The 21,315-nt window shown below is 72.2% G+C and carries 21 protein-coding genes; 9 read left to right on the forward strand and 12 right to left on the reverse strand.

Features of this window, described 5'->3' with window-relative positions; genetic code table 11:
- Nucleotides 1-79: 79 nt before the first annotated feature.
- The 5 genes from ABD143_RS33395 to ABD143_RS33415 all read right to left on the reverse strand — a co-directional run bounded on the left by ABD143_RS33395 (nucleotide 80) and on the right by ABD143_RS33415 (nucleotide 3,794).
- Nucleotides 80-916: an ABC transporter permease gene (locus ABD143_RS33395; RefSeq protein ID WP_343986128.1), complete on the reverse strand. Its 837-nt coding sequence runs from the start codon at nucleotides 914-916 to the stop codon at nucleotides 80-82.
- Entirely contained in the window at nucleotides 913-1,869 is a 957-nt protein-coding gene (locus ABD143_RS33400; protein ID WP_379659907.1) for an ATP-binding cassette domain-containing protein, read from the reverse strand. Before ABD143_RS33400 ends, ABD143_RS33395 begins: the two co-directional genes overlap by 4 nt.
- Nucleotides 1,870-1,902: 33 nt before the next feature.
- Complete coding sequence (locus tag ABD143_RS33405) at nucleotides 1,903-2,766, reverse strand: DUF4097 family beta strand repeat-containing protein (RefSeq protein WP_343986131.1); 864 nt, start codon at nucleotides 2,764-2,766, stop codon at nucleotides 1,903-1,905.
- A gap of 64 nt (nucleotides 2,767-2,830) precedes the next feature.
- Nucleotides 2,831-3,343, reverse strand: coding sequence for a hypothetical protein (locus tag ABD143_RS33410; RefSeq protein ID WP_343986134.1), 513 nt, complete (start codon nucleotides 3,341-3,343; stop codon nucleotides 2,831-2,833).
- Between the two features lie 106 nt (nucleotides 3,344-3,449).
- Nucleotides 3,450-3,794, reverse strand: coding sequence for a glycosyltransferase family protein (locus tag ABD143_RS33415; protein ID WP_343986137.1), 345 nt, complete (start codon nucleotides 3,792-3,794; stop codon nucleotides 3,450-3,452).
- 172 nt (nucleotides 3,795-3,966) lie between these two features.
- Between ABD143_RS33415 and ABD143_RS33420 the strand changes: the two genes are divergently transcribed.
- The 3 genes from ABD143_RS33420 (at nucleotide 3,967) to ABD143_RS33430 (ending at nucleotide 5,936) form a co-directional block, all read left to right on the forward strand.
- Entirely contained in the window at nucleotides 3,967-4,341 is a 375-nt protein-coding gene (locus ABD143_RS33420; protein WP_343986139.1) for a hypothetical protein, read from the forward strand.
- Nucleotides 4,342-4,416: 75 nt separating this feature from the next.
- Entirely contained in the window at nucleotides 4,417-4,680 is a 264-nt protein-coding gene (locus tag ABD143_RS33425) for a hypothetical protein (RefSeq protein WP_343986142.1), read from the forward strand.
- 89 nt (nucleotides 4,681-4,769) lie between these two features.
- The gene (locus ABD143_RS33430; RefSeq protein ID WP_343986145.1) at nucleotides 4,770-5,936 is read left to right on the forward strand and encodes an epoxide hydrolase family protein; all 1,167 of its coding nucleotides are present in this window, start codon (nucleotides 4,770-4,772) and stop codon (nucleotides 5,934-5,936) included.
- Between the two features lie 108 nt (nucleotides 5,937-6,044).
- Here ABD143_RS33430 and ABD143_RS33435 read toward each other — a convergent pair whose 3' ends face one another.
- From ABD143_RS33435 to ABD143_RS33445, 3 genes are all read right to left on the reverse strand, one after another.
- Nucleotides 6,045-8,294, reverse strand: coding sequence for a heavy metal translocating P-type ATPase (locus tag ABD143_RS33435; RefSeq protein WP_343986148.1), 2,250 nt, complete (start codon nucleotides 8,292-8,294; stop codon nucleotides 6,045-6,047).
- Nucleotides 8,291-8,479 carry a hypothetical protein gene (locus ABD143_RS33440; protein WP_343986151.1) on the reverse strand — a complete coding sequence of 63 codons (189 nt, stop codon included), beginning with the start codon at nucleotides 8,477-8,479 and terminating at the stop codon, nucleotides 8,291-8,293. Before ABD143_RS33440 ends, ABD143_RS33435 begins: the two co-directional genes overlap by 4 nt.
- Nucleotides 8,480-8,911: 432 nt before the next feature.
- Nucleotides 8,912-10,381, reverse strand: a complete 1,470-nt coding sequence (locus ABD143_RS33445; protein ID WP_343986154.1) for a DHA2 family efflux MFS transporter permease subunit — start codon at nucleotides 10,379-10,381, stop codon at nucleotides 8,912-8,914.
- Between the two features lie 193 nt (nucleotides 10,382-10,574).
- Between ABD143_RS33445 and atpF the strand changes: the two genes are divergently transcribed.
- The 3 genes from atpF (at nucleotide 10,575) to ABD143_RS33460 (ending at nucleotide 12,864) form a co-directional block, all read left to right on the forward strand.
- The gene (atpF, locus tag ABD143_RS33450) at nucleotides 10,575-11,129 is read left to right on the forward strand and encodes a F0F1 ATP synthase subunit B (RefSeq protein WP_343986156.1); all 555 of its coding nucleotides are present in this window, start codon (nucleotides 10,575-10,577) and stop codon (nucleotides 11,127-11,129) included.
- Nucleotides 11,130-11,282: 153 nt separating this feature from the next.
- Nucleotides 11,283-12,518, forward strand: a complete 1,236-nt coding sequence (locus ABD143_RS33455; protein WP_343986158.1) for a glycoside hydrolase family 10-like protein — start codon at nucleotides 11,283-11,285, stop codon at nucleotides 12,516-12,518.
- A 124-nt stretch (nucleotides 12,519-12,642) separates the two neighbouring features.
- Nucleotides 12,643-12,864: a Cif family virulence factor gene (locus tag ABD143_RS33460; RefSeq protein WP_343986160.1), complete on the forward strand. Its 222-nt coding sequence runs from the start codon at nucleotides 12,643-12,645 to the stop codon at nucleotides 12,862-12,864.
- Nucleotides 12,865-12,973: 109 nt separating this feature from the next.
- On the opposite strand, the gene ABD143_RS33465 is transcribed toward ABD143_RS33460, so the two are convergent.
- A complete protein-coding gene (locus ABD143_RS33465) occupies nucleotides 12,974-13,897 on the reverse strand; it encodes a DMT family transporter (protein ID WP_343986162.1) in 924 nt (307 codons plus the stop codon).
- Nucleotides 13,898-14,366: 469 nt separating this feature from the next.
- On the opposite strand from ABD143_RS33465, the gene ABD143_RS33470 reads away from it, so the two are divergent.
- The 3 genes from ABD143_RS33470 (at nucleotide 14,367) to ABD143_RS33480 (ending at nucleotide 17,107) form a co-directional block, all read left to right on the forward strand.
- Entirely contained in the window at nucleotides 14,367-15,449 is a 1,083-nt protein-coding gene (locus ABD143_RS33470) for a TerC family protein (protein WP_343986165.1), read from the forward strand.
- 128 nt (nucleotides 15,450-15,577) lie between these two features.
- Entirely contained in the window at nucleotides 15,578-16,504 is a 927-nt protein-coding gene (locus tag ABD143_RS33475) for an AEC family transporter (RefSeq protein WP_343986168.1), read from the forward strand.
- A 219-nt stretch (nucleotides 16,505-16,723) separates the two neighbouring features.
- Nucleotides 16,724-17,107, forward strand: coding sequence for a hypothetical protein (locus ABD143_RS33480; protein ID WP_343986171.1), 384 nt, complete (start codon nucleotides 16,724-16,726; stop codon nucleotides 17,105-17,107).
- 11 nt (nucleotides 17,108-17,118) lie between these two features.
- Here the strand turns inward: ABD143_RS33480 and ABD143_RS33485 are convergent, their stop codons facing one another.
- The 3 genes from ABD143_RS33485 to ABD143_RS33495 all read right to left on the reverse strand — a co-directional run bounded on the left by ABD143_RS33485 (nucleotide 17,119) and on the right by ABD143_RS33495 (nucleotide 21,311).
- On the reverse strand, nucleotides 17,119-17,697 hold the full coding sequence (locus ABD143_RS33485) for a TetR-type transcription factor C-terminal domain-containing protein (RefSeq protein WP_343986174.1): 579 nt from the start codon (nucleotides 17,695-17,697) through the stop codon (nucleotides 17,119-17,121).
- Between the two features lie 104 nt (nucleotides 17,698-17,801).
- On the reverse strand, nucleotides 17,802-19,790 hold the full coding sequence (locus ABD143_RS33490) for an LLM class flavin-dependent oxidoreductase (protein ID WP_343986177.1): 1,989 nt from the start codon (nucleotides 19,788-19,790) through the stop codon (nucleotides 17,802-17,804).
- A 333-nt stretch (nucleotides 19,791-20,123) separates the two neighbouring features.
- Nucleotides 20,124-21,311: a sensor histidine kinase gene (locus tag ABD143_RS33495; RefSeq protein ID WP_343986180.1), complete on the reverse strand. Its 1,188-nt coding sequence runs from the start codon at nucleotides 21,309-21,311 to the stop codon at nucleotides 20,124-20,126.
- Nucleotides 21,312-21,315: the final 4 nt, after the last annotated feature.

Consider the following 21,315-nt stretch of genomic DNA (forward strand, 5'->3'; position numbering starts at 1 on the left):
CGGAGATAGTGGTCAGACTGGAGGAGCGCCCTGAACAACTCCGCCCGTCGCGCAGTACGGGCGGAGTTGTTCAGGATCGCTAGCCGCGCTCGGGGAGGCGCTCGTAGAGCTTGCGCGCCCAGAGGTAGCCCGCGAGCGCGATGGCCGCCGACCAGCCGACGGCGAGCCAGAGCGTCGCCGCGGCGACCGGGGTGCCCATGAGCAGGCCGCGCGCCGTCTCGATCACGGGGGTGAACGGCTGGTACTCGGCGAACCACCGCAGGCCGGTGGGCAGGGAGTCGGTGGGGACGAACCCGCTGCTCAGGAACGGCAGCAGCGTCAGGGGCATCGGCACGTTGCTGGCCGTCTCGACGGTGTCGGACACCATGCCGAGGGCGACGCAGAGCCAGACGATCGCGAACGTGACCATCGCGAGCACCCCGAGGGCGCCGAGCCAGCCCAGCGGACTGCCGCCCGGCCGGAAGCCCAGGAGGAGCGCGGTCCCCAGCACGACGGCCAGGGCGAGCACCGTCTGGATCAGGCTCCCGACGACGTGCCCCGTCAGTACCGAGACGCGAGCGATGGCCATCGTGCGGAAGCGCGCGATGACACCTTCGGTCATGTCCATGGCGACGCTGATCGCCGTGCCCTGCGCCGCGGCGGCGATGGTCAGCATGAGGACGCCGGGGACGACGTACTCGAGGTACTCGGCCCGGCCACCGGTGGGTGCGCCCGCCGCCTGGCCGAGCCCGGCGCCCAGAATCCCGCCGAAGACGAAGACGAACAGCAGCAGGAAGACGATCGGCATCCCGACGAGGAGCAGCGTCATGGACGGGTAGCGGATCATGTGCTTGATGCTGCGCCGCACCATCGTCGCGGAGTCGGCCACGGTGTGGGCGAGGGTGTTGGCGGGAGCCGCCGCTGCGAGGGTTGTCATGATGCTCGGGCCTCTTCCTTCTCGGTGCGGATGTCGGTGAGGGCGAGGAACACGTCGTCGAGGTCGGGTGTGTGCACCGTCAGCGCGTCGACGTCGAGGGCGGCGTCGTCGAGCCGGTCGAGCAGCCCCTTCAGCGCGCGCGGGCTGCCGTCGTGCGGGATCTGCAGCGTGAGCGCCTCGTCGTCGCGCGCCCCGCCGCTCAGCACGGTGACGGCGGAGTCGAGACCGGGCAGGTCCGCGAACCGCAGCCGCACGTGGCCGCCGGGGACGCGCCGCTTCAGCTCGGCCGGGGTGCCTTCGGCGACCAGCCGCCCGCCGTCGAGCACCCCGACGCGGTCGGCGAGCTGGTCGGCCTCCTCGAGGTACTGGCTGGTGAGCAGGATCGTCACGCCCCCCGTGACGAGGTCGCGGATGATCTGCCACATCGTGCGGCGGCTGCGCGGGTCGAGCCCGGTGGTCGGCTCGTCGAGGAAGATCACCCGCGGGTCGCCGACCAGCGTCATGGCGAGGTCCAGCCGCCGTCGCATCCCGCCGGAGAAGGTGCTCGCCGGCTTGCGCGCGGCGTCCACGAGGTCGAACTGCTCCAACAGCTCGCGGGTGCGGCGGCGGCCCTCCCGGCGGCCGAGATGGCGCAGGTCTGCCATCAGCAGGAGGTTCTCCTCGCCGGTGAGCAGGGCGTCGACCGCGGCGAACTGGCCGGTCAGGCCGATCGCGGACCGGACCCCGTCGGGGTCGCGGGCAACGTCGTGGCCCGCGACCGCGGCCTCGCCGGCATCGGCCCGGATGAGTGTGGACAGGATGTGCACGGTGGTCGTCTTGCCTGCCCCGTTGGGGCCGAGCAGGGCGTAGACGCTGCCTTGCGGGATGCGCAGGTCGATCCCGTCGAGCACCACGTGCTCGCCGTAGGCCTTGCGCAGGCCCGTGGCGGTGATGGCTGGTCTGATGTCGGGCACAGCTCTTCCCCCTCAGATGTGTGGTGGTGGTGTTCAGGCCCGGCGCAGGACGATGTCGCCGTCCCGGGTGCGGGCGTGGATCTCGACCGTCTCGGCGAACCCGTCCGGGTCGTCGCGGGCTTCGAGGTGGTTGTGCAGCTCGCCGGTGGAGGAGCTCACGTCGAGCCAGGCGGCGGTGCCGTGCCGGACACCGACCTCGAGCTCCCCAGAAGTCGTGGTGAGCGTGGTGACGCCGCGGGTCACCTGGCCGATCCGGACGTTGCCGTACGCGGTCCTGGCCTCGACGCCCGCGGCGGCGCGGTCGACGTCCATGTCGCCGTGCGAGCCGCTCAACCGCAGGTCGCCGGTGATGTGGCCGACGTGGATCTCCCCGTGCTCGTTGCTGATCACGGCGGTGCCGTCGACGTCGCGGACCCGGATGTCGCCGGAGCTCGTGCTGATCTCGGCGTGGCCGTCGACGCGGTCCACGACGATCTCGCCGCTCGACGTCCGCAGGTCGACCGAGCCGGTGTGGCCGAGCCGGATGTCGCCGTAGTCGGTGCGCAACCGGCACTCCCCGAGCCGCCCCTCGGCCTGGAACCCGCCGAAGGACGTCTCGCCGTGCACCCGCGAGCCGCTCGGCAGCGCGATCTCCACCTCCGCAGCGGCCCCGCTCCAGCCCAGACCGAGGAAGCCCAGTCCCCACTTCGCGCCCCACCCGCGCAGCGCGGCCCCCTTGATCAGGAGCTGCCTGTTCACCATCTCCACCCGGGTGGCGGCGACCGCGGACTCGTCGCCGCCGTCGCCAGGGCGGATCTCGACCACGGTGTCGGCGCGGTCGGACGCGACGATCCGGGCCTCGCCGACGGGCAGGTCGATCGTGACGGAGATGGGTTCGGGCGTCTCGAACGTGGGCATGACAGATCTCCTCCACGGGATCGGGCGATCCCGCTGCGGGTGTGGGCGAAGGGTGGGGCCGGGCTCAGCCGGCCCAGCCCGTGAACCGCGCTGTGCCGGAGCCGGACCGGCGGCTCTCGGAGCGACGCGCGGCGGGATCCAGTGCGGCCGAGGCCGCCCGCACCAGCCACGCGTTGACCGACAGGCCCTCCTGCGCGGCGGCCTCGTCGATCCTGGCTTTCAGGTGCTCCGGCGGCCGGAAGTTGATCCGGGCGACGGGGCCGTCGTGCGCCTCCGCGTCCTTGGCTTCGGCGCCCGCGGGCGGCACCGGGCGGTCGTCGGCGGGCGCGTCCGCGGGTGGTGGCGTCACGACGAAGGCCGGGTCGCGGCCGCGCAGCCGCAGGTGGACCGATCCCGGAGCGAGGTCGCGGGTGATCGCATCTGCGGCCGCGGCCAGGGCTTCCAGCAGCACGAGCCGCACCGCCGAGTCGAGCGGCGCCACCAGCCGCTCGGCGAGAGCGCGGGCCTCCTCTCCACCGGTCTCGGCCACCGCTGCGAGCTCGTTGCGGAGCCTGTCGATGTACGGACCGAGCTGCATGGAGTCATCATGGCGCCAAAGTGGCGCCATTGCAAGCCCCATGGCGCCAATGCGGCGCCACGGGGCTCGCTCGAGAGCGTGCGGCGGCGCACGAGGTCGGCGGAGTTCAGTCGGCCATTGCAGCGATGGTGGCCTGCAGCGGTGTGCGGTCGGGAGTGCCGGTGGCGGGCTCCTCCCAGAGCATCCAGGGCCGCATCCCGGACTGGTACGCGGTTTCCAACGCCGCGCGCTCCTTGACGGTGTCGGCCGCCTGCCAGAACCCGTGGTGCCGGTAGGCCAGCATGCGGCCCTCCTTGGCGAGGGGCAGGCAGGCGTCTGTGATCAGATCGCCGGTCACCGGAAGGCGGTCGAAGATCTCCGGCCGGAGCACGAAGTAGCCGCCGTTCTCCCACAGCGGCATCTCCTGCAGCGTCGTGATCGCTGAGACGCGGTTGTCGTCACCGACATCCACGCAATGGAAGGCGGCTTTCGGCGGTACGGCGAGCAGTGCGCCGGTGGCGTCTGGGCAATGGCCATTGCCCCCGTTCACACCAGGAGAGACGTTCGAGTCGCGGCAAGGTTACCCGGGAGCCGACGGTCGTCAGCGGTGCCGGACTACGGAGGAGGGTCGGTAGCGTACGCACATGACGCCTCACCCCTCGGACGCCGGCGACCCGACGGTGCGGGCGATCGAGGAGCTGAGCGCCCAGATCCGGCGCAGCATCGCGGATCTTCAGGCCGCCGACGAGCGGCTCGCCCATCTGGCCGAGCTCCGTGCCCGCGGCCAGTCGTGGCTCGACATCGTCTCGAACGAGAGCAGGCCGCTCGTCGTGGAGACGATCACTCACGTCCTCGAGAACCTCGGCGAGACCGGCGGTCGCTTCCGGCGCGAGGAGGCGCTCGCGCTGCAGCGCGAGAACGTGAGCACGTACCGGATCGGCCAGCTGTTCGGCGTCAGCAGGCAGCGCATCTCCGCGCTCGTTCGCGTCCGCGACTCGTCACCGGACCGTGGTGTTTAAACCTGCCCTGCCTTCGCCGACCCTTGCGTAAGGCCCAGCGAGTGGCCGGCGAATGACTGAGGACGGAGTCGATCGATGACCAGCCCGAACGTCGACCCAGCGGCGGTGCCCAACCGCCCGATCGCCGCCGGCACCCCGGCGGCGCAGGCCCAGGAGCACCCACCGGTGTGGGACGCGCGCGGCAAGCAGTGGGACTACGTGCCCGAGATGGGCGGGTGGGTCTGCGAGAACGACCCCGAGTCGCTGAGCTGCGACGTGGGCGCCATCCCGGCAGCGTTCCAGCCGACCTACGGCTACCCACCGCCACACCCCCCGCGGCTGCCGGACTCCGCGATCTGACCCGTCGGCTATCGGCGGCTCGCCAGGCGGCGGAGGACCGCAGCGGAAGCGGACAGGAACTGGCCGCAGCGGTCCATACCGTTGTAGCCATGACCGACAGCGCCCCCCGCCCCTTCCGTATCGACATACCGCAGGCCGAGCTCGACGAGCTGAACTCCCGCATCGCCGCCGCCCGCTGGCCCGACGAGCTGCCGGACGTCGGCTGGAGCTACGGGATGCCGGTCTCGTACCTGAAGGGGCTCGCTGAGTACTGGCGCACGGGATTCGACTGGCGGACCCAGGAGGCCGCGCTCAACGAGCACCCCCAGTTCCTCGCCGACGTCGACGGGCAGCAGGTGCATTTCCTGCACGTCCGCTCGCCGGAGCCGGGCGCGCTGCCGCTCGTGATGACCCACGGCTGGCCGGTGTCGTTCGTCGAGTTCCTGGAGGTGATCGGGCCGCTGACCGACCCCCGCGCCCACGGTGGCGATCCCGCCGACGCCTTCCACCTCGTCATCCCGTCGATGCCCGGGTTCGGCTTTTCGGGGCCGACCCGGCGCGCGGGGGACAGCAGCACCGAGAAGTACACCCACGTCGTGGCCGGGCTGATGGAGCTCCTCGGCTACGACCGGTACGGCGCGCAGGGCGGCGACGTCGGCTCGTTCGTCTCCCCGGGGCTGGGCAGGCTTGTGCCGGAGCGGGTGGTCGGCGTGCACATGAACGGGCCGATCACGCTCCCCTCCTGGGAGTACGGCGGGGAGTACGAGAAGGAGGGAGACGACTTCGGTGACGCCGACCGCGAGCGGTACGCGGCGATGACGGGGGAGGGGATGACCGAGCGCCTCGGGTATGCGTCGATCCAGTCGACCCGCCCGCAGACGCTCGCGTTCGGGCTGCACGACTCGCCCGTCGGGTTGCTCGCCTGGATCGCCGACCTGTTCCACCAGTGGAGCAACCCGGCCGTCGAGCTGCCGGAGGACGCCGTGGACCGCGACGCGCTGCTCACCAACGTCACCATCTACTGGTTGACGCAGACGCTCGCGTCCTCCGCTCGGCTCTACAAGGAGTCGCAGGAGTGGGGCGCGGAGCTGCCGGTCTCCGGCGTGCCCACGGGCATCGCGCTGTTCCCCGGCGACCACACGGTGCGCGCGATCGCGGAGCGGCGCCACAAGGTCGTGCACTGGTCGGAGTTCGATCGCGGCGGCCATTTCGCCGCGATGGAGGCGCCGGACCTGCTGGTGGCCGACGTCCGCGACTTCTTCCGCAAGATCCGCTGACTAGGCCCTAGGCCCCACGCCGGCCGGGCGCGAACGTGGTGCCCTCGCGCGTGCTGAATACCCGGCGGCCGACCGCAGAGAAGTGCGGCTCCTGCCAGGGAGCTGACGTCAGGGGCGGCGCCGCCAGCGGGCGAGCCGGAGGCTGTTGCTCACCACGAACACCGAGCTGGCGGCCATCGTCGCCCCGGCGAGCATCGGGTGCAGCATGCCCGCGGCCGCCACGGGCAGGGCGACCACGTTGTAGCCGAACGCCCAGACGAGGTTGCCCTTGATCACCGCGAGCGTGCGGCGGGACAGCCGCACGGCGTCCACGGCCGCGGTCAGGTCGGCGCGGACGAGCGTGATGTCGGCGGCGGAGATCGCGATCTGCGTGCCGGTGCCCATCGCCATGCCGAGGTCGGCCTGCGCGAGCGCGGCGGCGTCGTTCACGCCGTCGCCGACCATCGCGACGACCTTGCCCTCGGCCTGCAGCCGTGCGACCACCTCGACCTTCTCGGTCGGGAGCGCGTCCGCCACGACCGTGGTGATCCCGACCGCGTCGGCCACGGCGCGCGCGGCACCCGGCCCGTCGCCGGTGACGAGCACGGGTTCGAGACCGAGCCCGCGCAGCTCGGCCACGGCGGCGGCGCTCGTGGGCCGCACGGTGTCGGCGACGACGGCCACCGCGCGGGCGCGTCCGCCCCAGGCCAGCGCCACGCCGCTCCGGCCCGCCGCGGCGGCCTCGGCGAGCGCCGCGGCCAGTTCCTCGGGCAGCTCGATGCCGCGCTCCTGCAGCAGGCGGGAGCTGCCGAGCAGCACCTCTCCGTCGGTTGTCCGGCCCTGCACACCCAGCCCGTCGAGGGCGACGACATCGTGCATGGCGACGTCGTGCACGGCGACGGCGCTGCGTCCGGCGTGCCGGGCCACAGCCTGGGCCACCGGGTGGGTCGAGGTGTCGGCAAGCGCTCCGGCCACCGCGAGCAGCGCGTCGAGGGACTCTCCCGCGGCCGGCACGACGTCGACCACTGACATCTCGCCGGTGGTGACCGTGCCGGTCTTGTCGAGCACCACGGTGTCGACCCGCCGCGTCGACTCGAGTACGGCGGGGCCGGTGACCAGCACCCCGAGCTGCGCGGCCCGGCCGGTGCCGACGAGCAGGGCGGTCGGCGTCGCGAGGCCGAGCGCGCACGGGCAGGCGACGATCAGCACCGCGGTCGCGGCGGCGAACGCGGTGCCCGCCCCGGCGCCAGCGCCGGACCAGAAGCCCCAGGTCGCCGCGGCGAGCATCAGGACCACGGGCACGAACTCGCCGCACACGCGATCGGCGAGGCGCTGGACAGCGGCCTTCCCGTTCTGTGCCTGCTCGACGAGAGCGGCCGTGCGGGCGAGCTGCGTGTCGGCGCCGACCCGGGTGGCGCGCACGACCAGCCGCCCGTCCAGCGCGATGCACCCACCCACGAGGTCCGTGCCGGGCTTGACGTCGACGGGAACCGGCTCGCCGGTGAGCGCGGCCGTATCGACCGCCGCCGAACCCTCCACGATCACGCCGTCGGTGGCGATCCTCTCGCCCGGCCGCACCACGAACACGTCGCCGACGGCGAGCCGGTCGGTAGGCACCCGGTGCTCACGCCCGTCGCGCAGCACCCGGGCGTCGGCGGCGGCGAGCGCGAGCAGCCCGCGCAGGGCCGCCCCGGAGCGGCGCCGCGCCCGTGCCTCGAGGAACCGCCCGGCCAGTACGAACGTCGTGACGCCTGCGGCGACCTCGAGGTAGACCTGCCCGGCGCCGTCGGTCGGCGCGACCGTCAGCTCGAAGGCGTGCGTGTAACCCGGACCGCCCGCCGTGCCGAGCACCATCGCGTACACCGACCACACGAATGCGGCGAGTGTCCCGACCGACACGAGCGTGTCCATCGTCGCGGCCCCGTGCCGGAGGTTGGCCAGGGCCGCCCGGTGGAACGGCAGCGCGCCCCACACCGCGACGGGTGCTGTGAGCCCCAGCGCCGTCCACTGCCAGAGCGGGAACTGCAGCGCGGGCGCCATTGACAGCACGATCACCGGCACGCTCAGCGCAGCGCACACCGCGAGCCGCTGCAGGAGCGCGGCCTGTTCGCGGTTGTGGTCGGCGTCCTCCTCGGCCGTGTCCGGCTCGGGCGGCCGGGCGGTGTAGCCGGCACGTTCGATGACGGCGACGAGCTCGTCCCGGCGCATGCCTGCCGGGTGCGTGACCGCGGCTCGTCCGGTGGCGTAGTTGACGCTCGCCTGCACACCGTCGACCTTGCGGAGGGCGCGTTCCACGCGGTTCGCGCACGCCCCGCAGGTCATGCCGTCGACGATCAGCTCGGTGCCGCTCGACCCGACCTCCGGGGCGACGGCCGTCATCGAGTGGCTCCCGGGTGGTCGTGGGTGATCGCGGGGACGGGCAGCGGCGGTTCGAGCCAGCTCCCGACCTGCCAGCCCGCCGCAGCGGTGAGCGCGAGCACAGCGATGAACGCGGCAACGCGGCCGGCGGTGGCCCGCGCGGTCGGGCCGGGTGCCGGCCGCTGCTCGACGGGGGATGCGTTCACGGATCGAAACCTAGGGACGCGGGGCGGGTGGAGGTTGTGAACCTGAGAGGCGTTCCCGCCGTACGTGATCACGCGCGCGACGAACGGCGTGTCGTTAGGCCGTTGGAGTGTACGTCCCGCCGTCCGCGCCGGCCTCGGTCTTCAGGTGAGGTGACTGAACTGTCGGGTGGACCAGAACCATGCCGCAGTTGCTGGAACCGCGGGGCGGCTGATCACGGCGCTGGCGCCGTCTGCTGACCCTGGGCGGCCGGTGGGCGCTCGTCGCACGGACCGTTCCCGCCACCGAGACGATCCAGGCTCGGCTCGGTGCCGTCGTCGCGCTGACGAGTCCGGAGCCGAGCGGGTCGCCCGGTCTCGGACATGGCTGACCGGCGCGTCGAGTTTGCGACCGGGGAGCCGGCGCACCGGTCGCAGGACGTGCCGACCGAGGCGTCAGGCCGCCGCGACCTCCACCGCCTCGACCTTGGGACGGCGCCCGACCAGCAGGGTGAGCGGGAGCGCGATGGTGGCGATGATCGCCGCCGTCATGAACGCGGCGCGGGCGCCGTCGACGTCGGTGCCCGCCGTCGCGTCGGAGGACGCGAGGGTCATCACCGTGATGAACAGCGCGGTGCCCGCCGCACCCGCCACCTGCTGCAGGGTGGCGACGATCGCGCTGCCGTGCGAGTCGACCTCACGCGGGAGCTGCCCCAGCGCATCGGTCATCAGCGGGGTGAACATCAGCGAGATGCCGACGACCAGCACGACGTGCATCGCGATGATCTCCCACAGCGGCGACGTCGCGCCGAGCATCGTGAACGCCCACAGGGCGACGGTGAGCACGGCCGCGCCGGGGATCACCAGCTTGCGCGCACCTATGCGGTCGTACAGGCGGCCGACCACCGGCCCGAGCAGACCCATCGCGAGCCCGCCCGGCAGCACGGCGAGCCCGGTGACGAACGGGTCGACGTGCAGCACCTCCTGCAGGTAGAGCGGCAGCAGGATCAGCACGCCGAACAGCGACATCATGCTGAGTACGACGAGCACCATCGCGATCGCGAACGGCCGGTGGGCCAGCGGCCGCAGGTCGAGTAGTGCGCCGCCGGTGCGCTGCAGCCGCAGCTGGCGGGCCACGAACACGGCCAGCGCCACGACGCCGACGGCGGTGGGCAGCCACGGCGGGAGCAGCGACTCACCCCGGGTGGCCTCACCGACGCTGCTGAGACCGAACACGAGCCCGCCGAACCCTAGCGCGGACAGCAGCACCGACACGACGTCGAGCGGGACGGCGCGGGTCTCGGCGTCGACCCGCAGCCGCAGCAGCCCGGAGGTGAGCGCGATGACGGCGATCGGCAGCACGATCCAGAACATCCACCGCCAGCCCAGTGCGGTGAGGATCACGCCCGAGAGGGTCGGGCCGATAGCCGGAGCGACCGCGATGACGATCGTGATCGTGCCCATCGTGGCGCCCCGGCGGGAGACCGGAACCAGCCGCATCACCGTGGTCATCAGGAGCGGCACCATCACGGCTGTGCCCGCCGCCTGCACCACGCGGCCGGTCATCAGGATCGGGAAACCCGGTGCCAGCGCGGAGATCAGCGTGCCCGCGGTGAAGAGCGTCATCGACGCCACGTAGATCCGGCGCGGCGGGAAGCGCTGCAGCAGGAACCCGGTGATCGGGATGACCACGGCCATCGTCAGCAGGAACCCGCTGGTCAGCCACTGCGCGGTGCCGACGGTGATTCCGAGGTCGGCGATGAGCGCTGGAAGCGCTACGCTCATGATCGTCTCGTTGAGGATCATGACGAACGCGGAGCCCACCAGCAGCCAGATCACCAGCGATGCGCCCTCCGGTGGAGGCGGCTCGGTGGTGGGCACGGCCCCCTCGGCGGGGTGCGTGCTGTCGGTAGTGGGCCTGGTCATCGATTTCCCCCTGAAGTAAGCGTGCGATTCAACGCTACCGAGGGTCGCCGGAGCGGGGCGACCGAGTTCGCTCAGGGGAGTGCCGGGGCCACTCCGGAGTGCAGAGTCGCTGACGACCCCCCGAGCGTTCGCGCTTGCCGTCGCGCGTGGCCATACCGTGATGACGAACGCTGTCGCGCCTCAGGAGGAGCCCATGACCGTCCGACTTCTCGCGGCCGAGGCGAGCAGCCCACTCGGCTACGACCCTCTGGAGGTCGTCGTCGGGACCGTCGCCTTCCTGGTGCTGTTCCTCGTGCTGCGCCGCACCGTGTTCCCGGTGTTCGAGCGGATCTACGCCGAACGCACCGACCGGATCGACGGCGGCCTGCAGCGGGCCGAGGAGATGCGGAAGCAGGCGGCCGGGCTCCGGCGGGAGTACGACGAGCAGGTGGCCGTCCTGCGCGCCGATGCCGCTCGCATCCGCGACGAAGCCCGCGCCGAGGCGCAGCGGATCAGGGTCGAGCTGCGGGAGCGCGCCGAGGCGGAGGTGGCGCGCATCCGGCAGGAGGGGGAGGCGCAGCTCGCGGAGGCGCGGGAGCAGGCCCTGCGCGAACTACGCGGCGACCTGGGTGAGCTGTCGACGGACCTGGCCGAGCGGATCCTCGGCGGTTCCCTCGCGGTCGATCCGGAACCCGCCGCCCTCGTGGACGCGTTCCTCGCCGAGATCGAGGGCCGGTCGCCAGGGGACCCCGCGCGCCCGCGCGGGTGAGCTGCCCGTCCTGGCGCTGCATCTCGCACGACCGGTGGCCGGAACGGGGTGGCGGGTCCGGACGGGTGTTACTGGCGGGTTGGGGGAGCGTTCGGGCGCACGTCGCGCGCAGGATTCGGTAGCGGCGGCGACGGAGCGAGGTGCGATGTGCTGATGCGAGTGCTTCGCAGGTACCGGCTGGTGCTACTGGCCGGGGTGGGCGCGCTCCTGCTCGGGGCGGCCGCGCTCCCGGCGCCGACGGGCGCGGTGCCGTCCTGTGCGCAGCCGGCAGGGCCGGCGCAGATGCGGGCGGTGTGGATCGCCGGCGTGGACAACGTCGACTGGCCGAGCAGGCCTGGTCTGAGCGTCGCCGACCAGCAGCAGGAGTACCGCACGATCCTCGACGACGCGCAGCGGCGGCGCCTCAACACCGTGATGGTGCAGGTACGCCCGACGGCCGACGCGTTCTGGCCGTCGCCGTTCGAGCCCTGGTCGCAGTGGCTCACCGGCACGCAGGGCCAGGACCCCGGCTACGACCCGCTCGCCTTCCTCGTGCAGGAGACGCACAACCGAGGGCTCGCCTTCCACGCCTGGTTCAACCCGTTCCGCATCAGCAAGCAGGCGGATGTGGGGCGGCTCACGGCGAACCACCCCGCGCGCCTGCACCCGGACTGGGTGCTCACCTACGGCGGCCGGCTCTACTACGACCCCGGGAAACCCGAGGTCCGCGAGTTCGTGATGAACGCCATGATGGACGCCGTGCGGCGCTACGACGTCGACGCCGTGCACTTCGACGACTACTTCTACCCCTATCCCGACGGCTCCGCGCCGATCCCGGACGCCGCGACGTTCACCGCGCACGGCGGCGGCTTCACGGACGTCGCGGACTGGCGGCGGGACAACGTGAACCAGCTCGTCCGGGGCATGTCCGAGCGGATCCGCGCCGCCAAGCCCGGCGTCGAGTTCGGCATCAGCCCGTTCGGCATCTGGCGCAACGCGAGCGAGGACCCGCGTGGATCCGCCACCAGCGGGCTCTCGTCCTACAGCGCGATCTACGCCGACACCCTGACCTGGATCGACAACCGCTGGATCAACTACGTCGTCCCGCAGATCTACTGGGAGATCGGCAACCCACGGGCCGACTACGCGACGCTCATGCCCTGGTGGGCGCGCGCGGTGGCCGGCAAGCGCGTCGACCTGTACGTCGGGCAGGCCGCGTACAAGGTCGGCAGCTCGTCGGCGTGGGGTGACGGCCAGCTGGCCGAGCACCTCGCGCTGAACCGGGCGCATCCCGAGGTGCTCGGCGACGTGTACTTCAGCGCGGCCTCACTCAGGTCGAACGCCGCGGCGGCGATCGACCAGGTGGCGGCCGAGTACTACCGCGCTACCGCCCGGTCGCCCGGCTGCTAGCCGCACTAGTCCAGTGCCCCGCGCGATCCGCGACCTGGGGACCGATGACTTCCGGGCGCGTCGCGAGTCGACCCGTCGGGCCCGCTGCCCGCAGGGGGTGGCGCGTCGGTGCTGGCGGCGGAGCATGACTGTGGACGTACGGGCGGCGGTCGCGGCGGAGCGGCGGGAGCAGGCGGAACTGCTGGCCGGGTTCACCCCTGCGCTCCTCGTCGTGGACTGGTCGCTTCGGGGCACCGCGCCGGACGGCACGTCCGTCGACATGAGCGGCACCGCGGCCGACGTGGTGCGGCGCGACCCGGACGGCACCTGGCGCTACCTCGTCGACAACCCCTTCGGCACCACATGAACACGGCCGCACTCAGCGGGGTGTGGGTGCGCGCGAGTCGGGGTCTGGGTGCACGCGAGTCGGGGTCTTGCCCCTGAGGGAGCCTGGCCCCGGCACGTTTCCGTTGGTGTTACGGCGTTGTGCCGGTGACCACCGTCGGGGCCGCCCCCGCGCGGGCCCGCCGGTCCCGGGGTCGGGAGGTCGCGAGGACCGAGCCGCCGAGGATGAGCACGAACGACACCAGGATCGCCGCGGTGAGCGGCTCACCGAGCACGGTCACCCCGGCTGCGACGGCCACGGCCGGGTTGACGTAGGTGAAGACGAGCGCCCGCGACGGCCCCACCTCGCGGATGAGCGCGAAGAACACGAGGAAGGCCAGCGCGGTGCAGACGAGCGCGAGGCCGGCGAGCGCGACGAGCACCTCGGTGGCGGGCAGCGCGGCCGGCCAGGTGAGCACCGCGGGCGGGGCGTAGACGAGGGCGGCGCCGGTGAGGCACACGGCGGTCATCGGCAGGGCCGGAACGTCGTTGAGCTTCCGTGCGGCGATGATCGGAGCGGTGGCGTAGCAGACCGCCACCAGCAGCACCTCGACGATCGCCCACGGCTCGCCGCTGCGCAGTTCGGGCGCGGCCAGCACCGCGACCCCGGCGAGCCCGGCCGCGAGCCCCGCGATGCGGGCGGGGCCGAGGCGCTCGGCGTCGCCCGTGAGCCGGCCGACCACCGCCGCGACGATGGGTGACGCTGCGATGAGCAGCCCGGTCATGGAGCTGGTGAGGTGGCGCTCGGCGTCCGACAGGAGCCACCACGGCACCATGATCTCGATCGCCGCGAACGCCGCGAGCGGCCGCCAGTGCCTGCGCAGCCCGGCGAACTGCCCGCCGCCCCGGCGGGCCTGGTACAGCGCGAGCGGCAGCAGCACCGCGGCGCCGACCGCCGTGCGCGCGAACACCAGCACCGGGACGGACACGCCCTCCACGGCCACCTTGATCATTAGGTACGGGACGCCCCAGATGACGCTCATCAGTGCGAAAAGGACCCAACCGCGCCTGCTCACCCGCGGCCACCCCCCAACATCCCGGTCCCGGCCGGACCGACGCGCGTCACGCTACGAGCGCGATTGGCTGTGTGAAAGGTCCAATCCCACCCCGATTGACGAGGCCATTGCGGAGCCGCTCGTGACGGTGCCCGGTGGTGCCGGCGTCGGTCGTCCGACCTGGGAAGACATGATCGATCGTCCGTTCTGGGTAGCTCAGCGGCCCGCTTGGGGTACGCGACCGTTGTGTGCCACGTCACCTCAGGCGAGGATTTCTTCACCTCGTGGTGGCTGGTGGACCGGTCTGGCGGATGGTGAAATGGACAAAGCACCGCAGGGGAGTATCCCGATCGCGGTGGCGTCGTCAGCACGGAGCCCGCCCGTCCGGGGGGTCCCGGCGCCACCGGTCTGCCTTTGGCGTCACGCCGTCGGCCGATGGGAGAGACCTCGGGCCACCGACTGTTGCCCGAGACCCCTGGAGGTCCCTGCTTTGAACGTGCCTACCTGGCTCTGGTTCGCCACGATCGGCGGGCTGGTCGCCATCATCCTGGCCGACCTGTTCCTGGTCGACCACAAGCCGCACGCCGTCACCATCCGCGAGGCCACCCGCTGGGTGCTCTTCTACGTGGCGCTCGCGGTGCTGTTCGGGATCGGCCTCTGGCTCTTCGCCGGCGGCGCGTACGCCGGTCAGTTCTTCGCCGGCTACATCACCGAGTACTCGCTGTCGGTCGACAACCTGTTCGTCTTCGTCGTGATCATGGGGGCGTTCAGCGTGCCCGCGGTCCACCAGCACCGCGTGCTGCTCGTCGGCATCGTGATCGCGCTGATCATGCGAGGCATCTTCATCGCCATCGGCGCCGCTGCCATCGCGGCGTTCAGCTGGGTTTTCTACCTGTTCGCGGTGATCCTCGTCGTCACGGCGGTCAACCTGGCCCGCCAGGGCACCGACCACGAGGACGAGGGCGAGCCCGCCCCGGTGCGCCTGCTGCGCAAGTACCTCCCCGTCACCGAGCAGTTCGAGGGCACGAAGCTCCTCACCCGCATCAACGGCAAGCGCATGGTCACGCCCATGCTCATGGTGATGCTGGCGATCGGCTTCACCGACCTGCTGTTCGCGCTCGACTCGATCCCCGCGATCTTCGGCCTCACCCAGGAGCCCTTCCTGGTCTTCACGGCCAACGCGTTCGCACTCATGGGTCTGCGCCAGCTGTACTTCCTGCTCGGTGGGCTGCTCAGCAAGCTCGTCTACCTGTCCTACGGCCTGTCGATCATCCTCGCGTTCATCGGTGTCAAGCTGGTGCTCGAGGCGCTGCACGAGAACAACCTGCCGTTCATCAACGGCGGCGAGCCGGTGCCGGTGCCGACCGTCGGCATCGGGCTCTCGCTCAGCGTGATCGTCGGGGTCCTCGCCATCACCACGATCCTGAGCCTGATCAAGGTTCGGCGCGACCCGTCAGCCGCGCACGCGCCTTCGGCCGCGCCCGTCGTCGGCGACGACCGGCCCGGGCACGACGAAGCGGCCCACGAGCCCGCGGTCACGCCTGAGCGTGACCGCACCACCGCCGGGGACTGATCGCTCCGGACGATCCATCAGCCACCCCATGGTGCCCGCCCCAGCGGCGAGCGTCGTGGGGTGGCTGCATTCTGCCGGTCGGATGCGGCGCCGGTCACAGTTCTAGACTCATCAGATGTGAGTGAGGTGTGACCGGCGTCCTCGACGGGTTCGTCGTCATCGGAGTCGTCGTCGCCGTCGGTTACCTCGTCGGGCGAGCCGGCGTCCTCGGCCCGGCCGCCACCACCGTCCTGTCGCGCACCGCGTTCTTCGTCGCCTCGCCCGCGCTGTTGTTCGTCACGGTATCCCGCGCGGACGTGAGCGCCGTGTTCTCCGAAAGCCTCGTCGTCACGGCCATGACCAGCACGGTCGCGTGCGCGCTGTACGTCCCGGTCGGGCTGCTGCGCCGCAGGCCGGTGGGCGAGACCGTCGTTGGCGCGATGGCCAGCGGGTACGTCAACGCCGGGAACCTCGGGCTGCCGATCGCCACCTACGCGCTGGGCAACGCGGCGGAGATGGCGCCCGTGCTGCTCTTCCAGCTGGCCGTGCTCACCCCGTTCTTCACGAGCCTGCTCGACCTGCTCTCCGAGCGCACCGACGGAAACCGCCCGTCGGTGCTGCGCACCGTCACTGCGCCGCTGCGCAACCCGATCGCGCTGGCCACGGGCGCGGGGCTCGTCGTGTCCGCCACGGGACTGCGGCCACCGGCCCCGTTGCTGGCCCCGATCGAGCTCATCGCCGACCTCGCCGTGCCGGGGATGCTGCTCGCGTTCGGGATCTCGCTCTGCGGGGCCGCCCGGCCGGGCTCGGGGCCGCATGGCCCGCTGCTCGGCGCGGTGCTGCTGCTCAAGAACGTCGTGCACCCGGTGCTGGCGCTGCTCCTCGGCATGGCGCTGGGCCTGTCCGGGCACGCGCTGCTGGCTGTGGTCGTCTGCGCGGCCCTGCCCACCGCCCAGAACGTCTTCACCTACGCGGTGCGGTTCGAGAAGGGGGTGAACCTCGCCCGGGACGCGGCCCTCGTCACGACCATCGTCAGTGTGCCGGTGCTGTTCGCCGTGGTCGCCCTGCTCACATGACTCCGAGCGCGTCGAACCGCGCGCCCGACGGTCGGGTTCCGCGTGTGGGGTTTGACACGTTCACGTAAAGTTACCGCTCGTCTCGCATGGATGTCATCCGTCGAACGATCCGTCCGCACGGAGGCCTCGCCGCTTTACGCTCCCCGGGTTTCGTCACGATGAGGTGGACACGCGATGGCAGGTCATCAGCCGGCTGCCGGCAGGCCCGAACGTGTTCTCGTGGATCTCTTGGGCCTGCTCGCCATAGCCGACCACGTGATCGCCCTGCAGGCGCAGTCGGAAGCGGTGCTGTGTCCGTGCGGGTCCTCCGACGAGGCGCTCACCCGCAAGGCCGAGGGGCTGGCGGAGGAGTACTACGCGCTGTGGTCGCGCTCGCTGTCGTTCGCGCCGCACGCGGGCCCCGGGTCGCTGGAGCGCATGCTGTCGGCTCTGGTCGAGCGGCATTACCAGTTGCTGCAGGTGACGCTGCGGCTCGGGTTGCCCGCCAGCCAGACGGCACGCTCCGACCAGCGACTCGCAGAGCTGCGGTCGGCGGCGGCCGAGCTGCGCCCGCTGCGCGACGAGCTGAACCTATGGATCTTGGCGCGCACGCCTGCCGGCTAGCGGGCCTTGCCTCACGCCCGGATGCCCCGCAGCATCACGTCGAGGTAGGAGTCGGCCAGCTCCTCGGGGGAGAGGGCACCGTCCGGCTCGAACCACAGGTAGGTGTAGTTGAGCATCCCGAGGATGCCCTTCACGAGTAGCTCGGGCGTCGCACGCAGCACCCCGGCCGCCACGCCCCGATCAAGCGCCTGCCGCCAGTAGCCCTCGTAGCGCTCGCGGGCGGCGATCACGTGGTCGCGTCGCTCGCCCGTCAGCGCGGAGTAGTCACTGAAGAACACCGCCCACTCGGCGCGGTGTTCGGCGATGTTGCGAACCAGCCCGCGCGCCATCTCGTGCAGCAGCTCCTCCGGCGCGTAACCAGCGCGCAGCGTCGTCTCTGCGTGCGCGTTCATCCGGTCGACCTGCGTGCGGCTGATCGCGTAGAGCAGGGCTTCCTTGCTCTCGATGTAGTGGTAGAGCGCGCCCCGGCCGAGGCCAACGGCCTTCGCGAGCTCGGCGATGCCCGTGCCGTGGTAGCCGTGGCGGGCGAAGACCTCGGCAGCGACGGCCACCATGCGCTCGCGGTTCAGCTCGATCGTGCCCGTCGCCATGGGCGTGGAGGTTAGTGGAGCTGGTGAGGGACCCCTGTGAGACACGAACGGCACCTTCGTCCGGACAGCGGCATCAGGTACTGCGTCCGGTCACGGGCAGGTCGTCAGGTTGCCGGGCCCTCGCGCAGGACGCCGCGCACGGAGTCCTCGGACACCGCTCCCCACGGGAACTCGACCATCCACCAGGTCGCGCCCGCGCTGATGTAAGGCGCGGGATCGGTGCCGGGCGGCAGGGCAACCGCGACATCGTACGGCGCCGCAGGGTCCTGCCCTTCAGCCGCGCGCAGTCCTGTGACGCTGTCCACCATCTCCGCGAATTGGTCGGGATCGCTGACGCCCACAGGGAAGAAGCCGTCGTGACGGGCGGCGCGCCGCAACGGTCCGGCGTTGCCCGGCAGTGCCGCGGTCCACACGGGGATTCCCGGTCGCTGCACGGGCCTGGGGAGGAGCCTGAGGCCGTCGACCGTGTAGTGCTCGCCCCCGTGGTGCACGGGTTCGCCGGACCATGCGGCCGCCAGCACGGTGAGGGACTCGTCGAGCATCCGGCCCCGCACTCGGTCGTCCAGTTCCTCCCCGGTCGTCGACAGTTCAAGGCCGAAGCGGTCGCTGCCGAGGCCGACGCCGAGGGTCAGGCGGCCATTGCTGAGCTGGTCGAGTGTCACGGTCTCCTTGGCCAGCTTTACAGGCCTGCGGCGGGGGAGCGGAGTGACCATTGGCCCGATACGCACGCGCTCGGTGGCGGTGGCGATCGCCGCCAGCGTGATCCACGGGTCCGCCACCTCCTCGACGGGCTCGCCCCAGCGCAGGTGGTCCCACACGAACACCCCGTGCCATCCGGCTTCCTCGGCCTCGGCGGCCAGGCGGGCGACGACGAGCGGGTCGGCGAGATCGTCGAAGAGCGGCAACCACAGCGCCGAGCGGATGCCATGCTGGGCGGGTTTGGGTGAAGGCGTGCTGGTCTTTGTCCTACTCCCCAGGTCGAACAGCCGGTTCTCCACGCATCGCCGCAGGTAGGGCACGCCCTCGGTGTAGCCCGAGCCGTGCGCGGAACCGAGCATCGCGGCCGCCAGCGAGCAATGGGTCGTCTTCCACCGCTGATGGTCGGCCTCCAGCTGTTCGACGGTACGGGCGAGCTCGGCGGCCGCCGGTCCGCGCGCGCCCAGGTCCTGCCAGGCGCGCGAGAAGTTGTCCAAGCTCGGCGCCTCGGCCCGCACCGCCGGCACGTTCTCGAACGCCTCGGAGAGCAGCCGCTGCGCGCTCGGTGTCCCGCACGCCAGCTCGAAGCGCTTGTACGCCTCGGACTGGATCGCGCTCGCCCCCTCGGTGTACTGCCGGAACGCGTGGAACGCCGCCGGGCGCATCGTCGCGACCAGCCTGAACAGCATCGCGGCCCGGTCGAACACGTCGACGGCCCGCCGCATCCGCGCTGTCGCGATCGTGAGGTCGCCCAGGCGCAGCGCCTGCGTCGCCGCCCGCAGCTCGTCGGTCAGCGTCGTGAAGACCATCTCGTGGGCCTGCAGCGCACGGATGAAGAAGTACTCGTCGTGCTCGAGCGACACCGGCAGCGCCGTCAGCCCGAACCATTGCTCGACGACGGCATCGGCGCGGTCGCCCGGCAGCCAATTGACGTCCAGCACTGGGTGGACGTCCGCGACGAAGCGCGTGGCGTGACGGACCCGGGTGTCGCGCGTGCGGGTGTCGAGCCCCGTCGCCTGGCGCTCGTGCCGCACGACGTCTGCCATGAGCAGCGCGGACATCCGCTCGGCATCGACGCCGAGATCGGCCCGGACCAGCTCGACGAGCGGGAGCGCGAGGTAGGTCTGGTTGCGGAAGCGGTCACGGCGGCGGGCGAGCACAGCGTCGAGGAACGTGTCGAGGAACGCGTCGCGGCCGCAGTGCCGACGGTGGAGGGCGTCGAGGGCGTCTAGCAGGCCGTCTGCGAGGTGATGCCGGCCGGTCCGGCGCACCTCGTCCGTGACGAGGTGGGCCAGCCGGAGAGCCTCAGGCTCTGAGTGACGCCACCGCTCGATCTCTCCGAGGAGCCGGACGTTGCCGGTCTGCCGGTCGGTGCGGACGGTGGATGTGGTGCTCATGGAACTCCTGGGCTTGAGGCGGACGGCCTTGCGGACGGCATCAAGGCTCTGGTCCCCCCGGGCTCGGCACAATCGGGTGGACCCGTGTCTCAGGCGAGGCGATCCCTCGGGTCGAAGTAGGGCTGTCCCCTGAGCGGGGCCGAGGCGCGGGCCGAATTCACCGGCGGGGGCTGCGCCTGGCCACCGTCACCAAGGTGTGCTTCGTCTCGATTTGACAGGTCCGGACGAAGGTGCCGCTGGTCCCGGCGTTCGGGCGCTGCGGCGCATCGGCGGGAGCGCCGCGGCGACCAGCAGGGTGCCGGCGATGCATCCGGTGGTCACCGGGCCGGCCGGCTACCCCGCGGGCGGTACGAGCGGCTGCTCGAGCGCCGCGGGCAGCCGGGCGTGCACGTGGAACCCGCCGCCCGCGCGCGGACCGGCGGAGAGCGAGCCGCCGAGGGCGAGCGCTCGCTCTCGCATGCCGGGCAGGCCATTGCCGCCCCCCTGCATGTCCGCGGCACCGTTACCGGCGGACGGGCCGCTTCCGTCGTCCTCCACCTGCACGGTGACGCCGTCGTCGTCGTAGTGCACGCGGACGGAGGCCTGCGCGGAGCCGGCGTGGCGGCGGGTGTTGGTGAGCGCCTCCTGCACGATCCGGTAGGCCGCGTGGTCGACGCTCGGGGGAAGCTCGCGCGGCACCCCGACGACCTGCAGGTCCACCGGCAGCCCCGCCGAACGGTTCTCGTCGAGCAGGTCGTCGAGCCGGGCGAGCCCGGACACCGGGCCGCGGGGCGGCGCCTCGTCCACTCCGCGCAGCACCCCGAGGGTTGCGCGCATCTCGCGGAGCAGTTGCCCGCTCGACTGCTTGATCGCCGCCAGCGCCGAGCGGGCCTGCTCCGGGTCGTCGTCCATGAGGTGCAGTGCCACCCCGGCCTGCACGTTGATGAGCGAGACGTGGTGGCCGAGCGCGTCGTGCAGGTCGCGGGCGATCCGCAGCCGCTCCTCGCTCCCGCGGCGGCGCGCCGCCTCCTCCTCCGTCAGCCGCAGCTGCGCGATCCGCTCCTGACGGGCCCGCCACCACTCGCACGCCGCGATCACGACCGCCAGCGACGACAGCCACCCGCCCGCGCCGAAGAGGGGGAGCGGCTGGCCGGGGTTGCGGAGCAGGTGCACCGCCAGCAGCAGCACGAACGCCGCTGCCGTCACGACGTAGGCGCCGAGCCGGTGGCCGGAGACCACCGAGCTGCACATGGCGACGATCCCGGCCAGGAACACCGGCCCGTAGGGGTAGCCGAGCGCGAGGTAGGCGCACGCGGTGAGCGCCGCGACCCCCAGCGCGGCCGGCGGGTACCACCGCCGTCCGACGAGCGCCGCGGAGCCGGCCAGCACGAGCACGACGCCGAGCGCGTCGAGCGGGCGGGCCTCCGGCTGGCCCCGGGAGGCGCCGAGCGTGCCGACGAGCGTGAACGCGGCGACCGCGAGGGGCATGACGAGCGTGGGCAGCGGACCCGCCCACCAGCCCGGCCGTCCCGCGGAGCGCATGGCG

Source organism: Pseudonocardia aurantiaca (genome assembly GCF_039526725.1).
GTDB lineage: Bacteria > Actinomycetota > Actinomycetes > Mycobacteriales > Pseudonocardiaceae > Pseudonocardia > Pseudonocardia aurantiaca.

Bases quoted from the DNA above. Each gene is read 5' to 3' on its own strand.
- ABD143_RS33490 (WP_343986177.1), bottom strand. From the start codon at position 19,790: ATGAGCACCACATCCACCGTCCGCACCGACCGGCAGACCGGCAACGTC.
- ABD143_RS33405 (WP_343986131.1), bottom strand. From the start codon at position 2,766: ATGCCCACGTTCGAGACGCCCGAACCCATCTCCGTCACGATCGACCTG.
- ABD143_RS33435 (WP_343986148.1), bottom strand. From the start codon at position 8,294: ATGACGGCCGTCGCCCCGGAGGTCGGGTCGAGCGGCACCGAGCTGATC.
- ABD143_RS33460 (WP_343986160.1), top strand. From the start codon at position 12,643: ATGACTGTGGACGTACGGGCGGCGGTCGCGGCGGAGCGGCGGGAGCAG.
- ABD143_RS33420 (WP_343986139.1), top strand. From the start codon at position 3,967: ATGACGCCTCACCCCTCGGACGCCGGCGACCCGACGGTGCGGGCGATC.
- ABD143_RS33430 (WP_343986145.1), top strand. From the start codon at position 4,770: ATGACCGACAGCGCCCCCCGCCCCTTCCGTATCGACATACCGCAGGCC.
- ABD143_RS33455 (WP_343986158.1), top strand. From the start codon at position 11,283: ATGCGAGTGCTTCGCAGGTACCGGCTGGTGCTACTGGCCGGGGTGGGC.
- ABD143_RS33425 (WP_343986142.1), top strand. From the start codon at position 4,417: ATGACCAGCCCGAACGTCGACCCAGCGGCGGTGCCCAACCGCCCGATC.
- ABD143_RS33495 (WP_343986180.1), bottom strand. From the start codon at position 21,311: ATGCGCTCCGCGGGACGGCCGGGCTGGTGGGCGGGTCCGCTGCCCACG.
- atpF (WP_343986156.1), top strand. From the start codon at position 10,575: ATGACCGTCCGACTTCTCGCGGCCGAGGCGAGCAGCCCACTCGGCTAC.
- ABD143_RS33445 (WP_343986154.1), bottom strand. From the start codon at position 10,381: ATGACCAGGCCCACTACCGACAGCACGCACCCCGCCGAGGGGGCCGTG.
- ABD143_RS33410 (WP_343986134.1), bottom strand. From the start codon at position 3,343: ATGCAGCTCGGTCCGTACATCGACAGGCTCCGCAACGAGCTCGCAGCG.
- ABD143_RS33395 (WP_343986128.1), bottom strand. From the start codon at position 916: ATGACAACCCTCGCAGCGGCGGCTCCCGCCAACACCCTCGCCCACACC.
- ABD143_RS33485 (WP_343986174.1), bottom strand. From the start codon at position 17,697: ATGGCGACGGGCACGATCGAGCTGAACCGCGAGCGCATGGTGGCCGTC.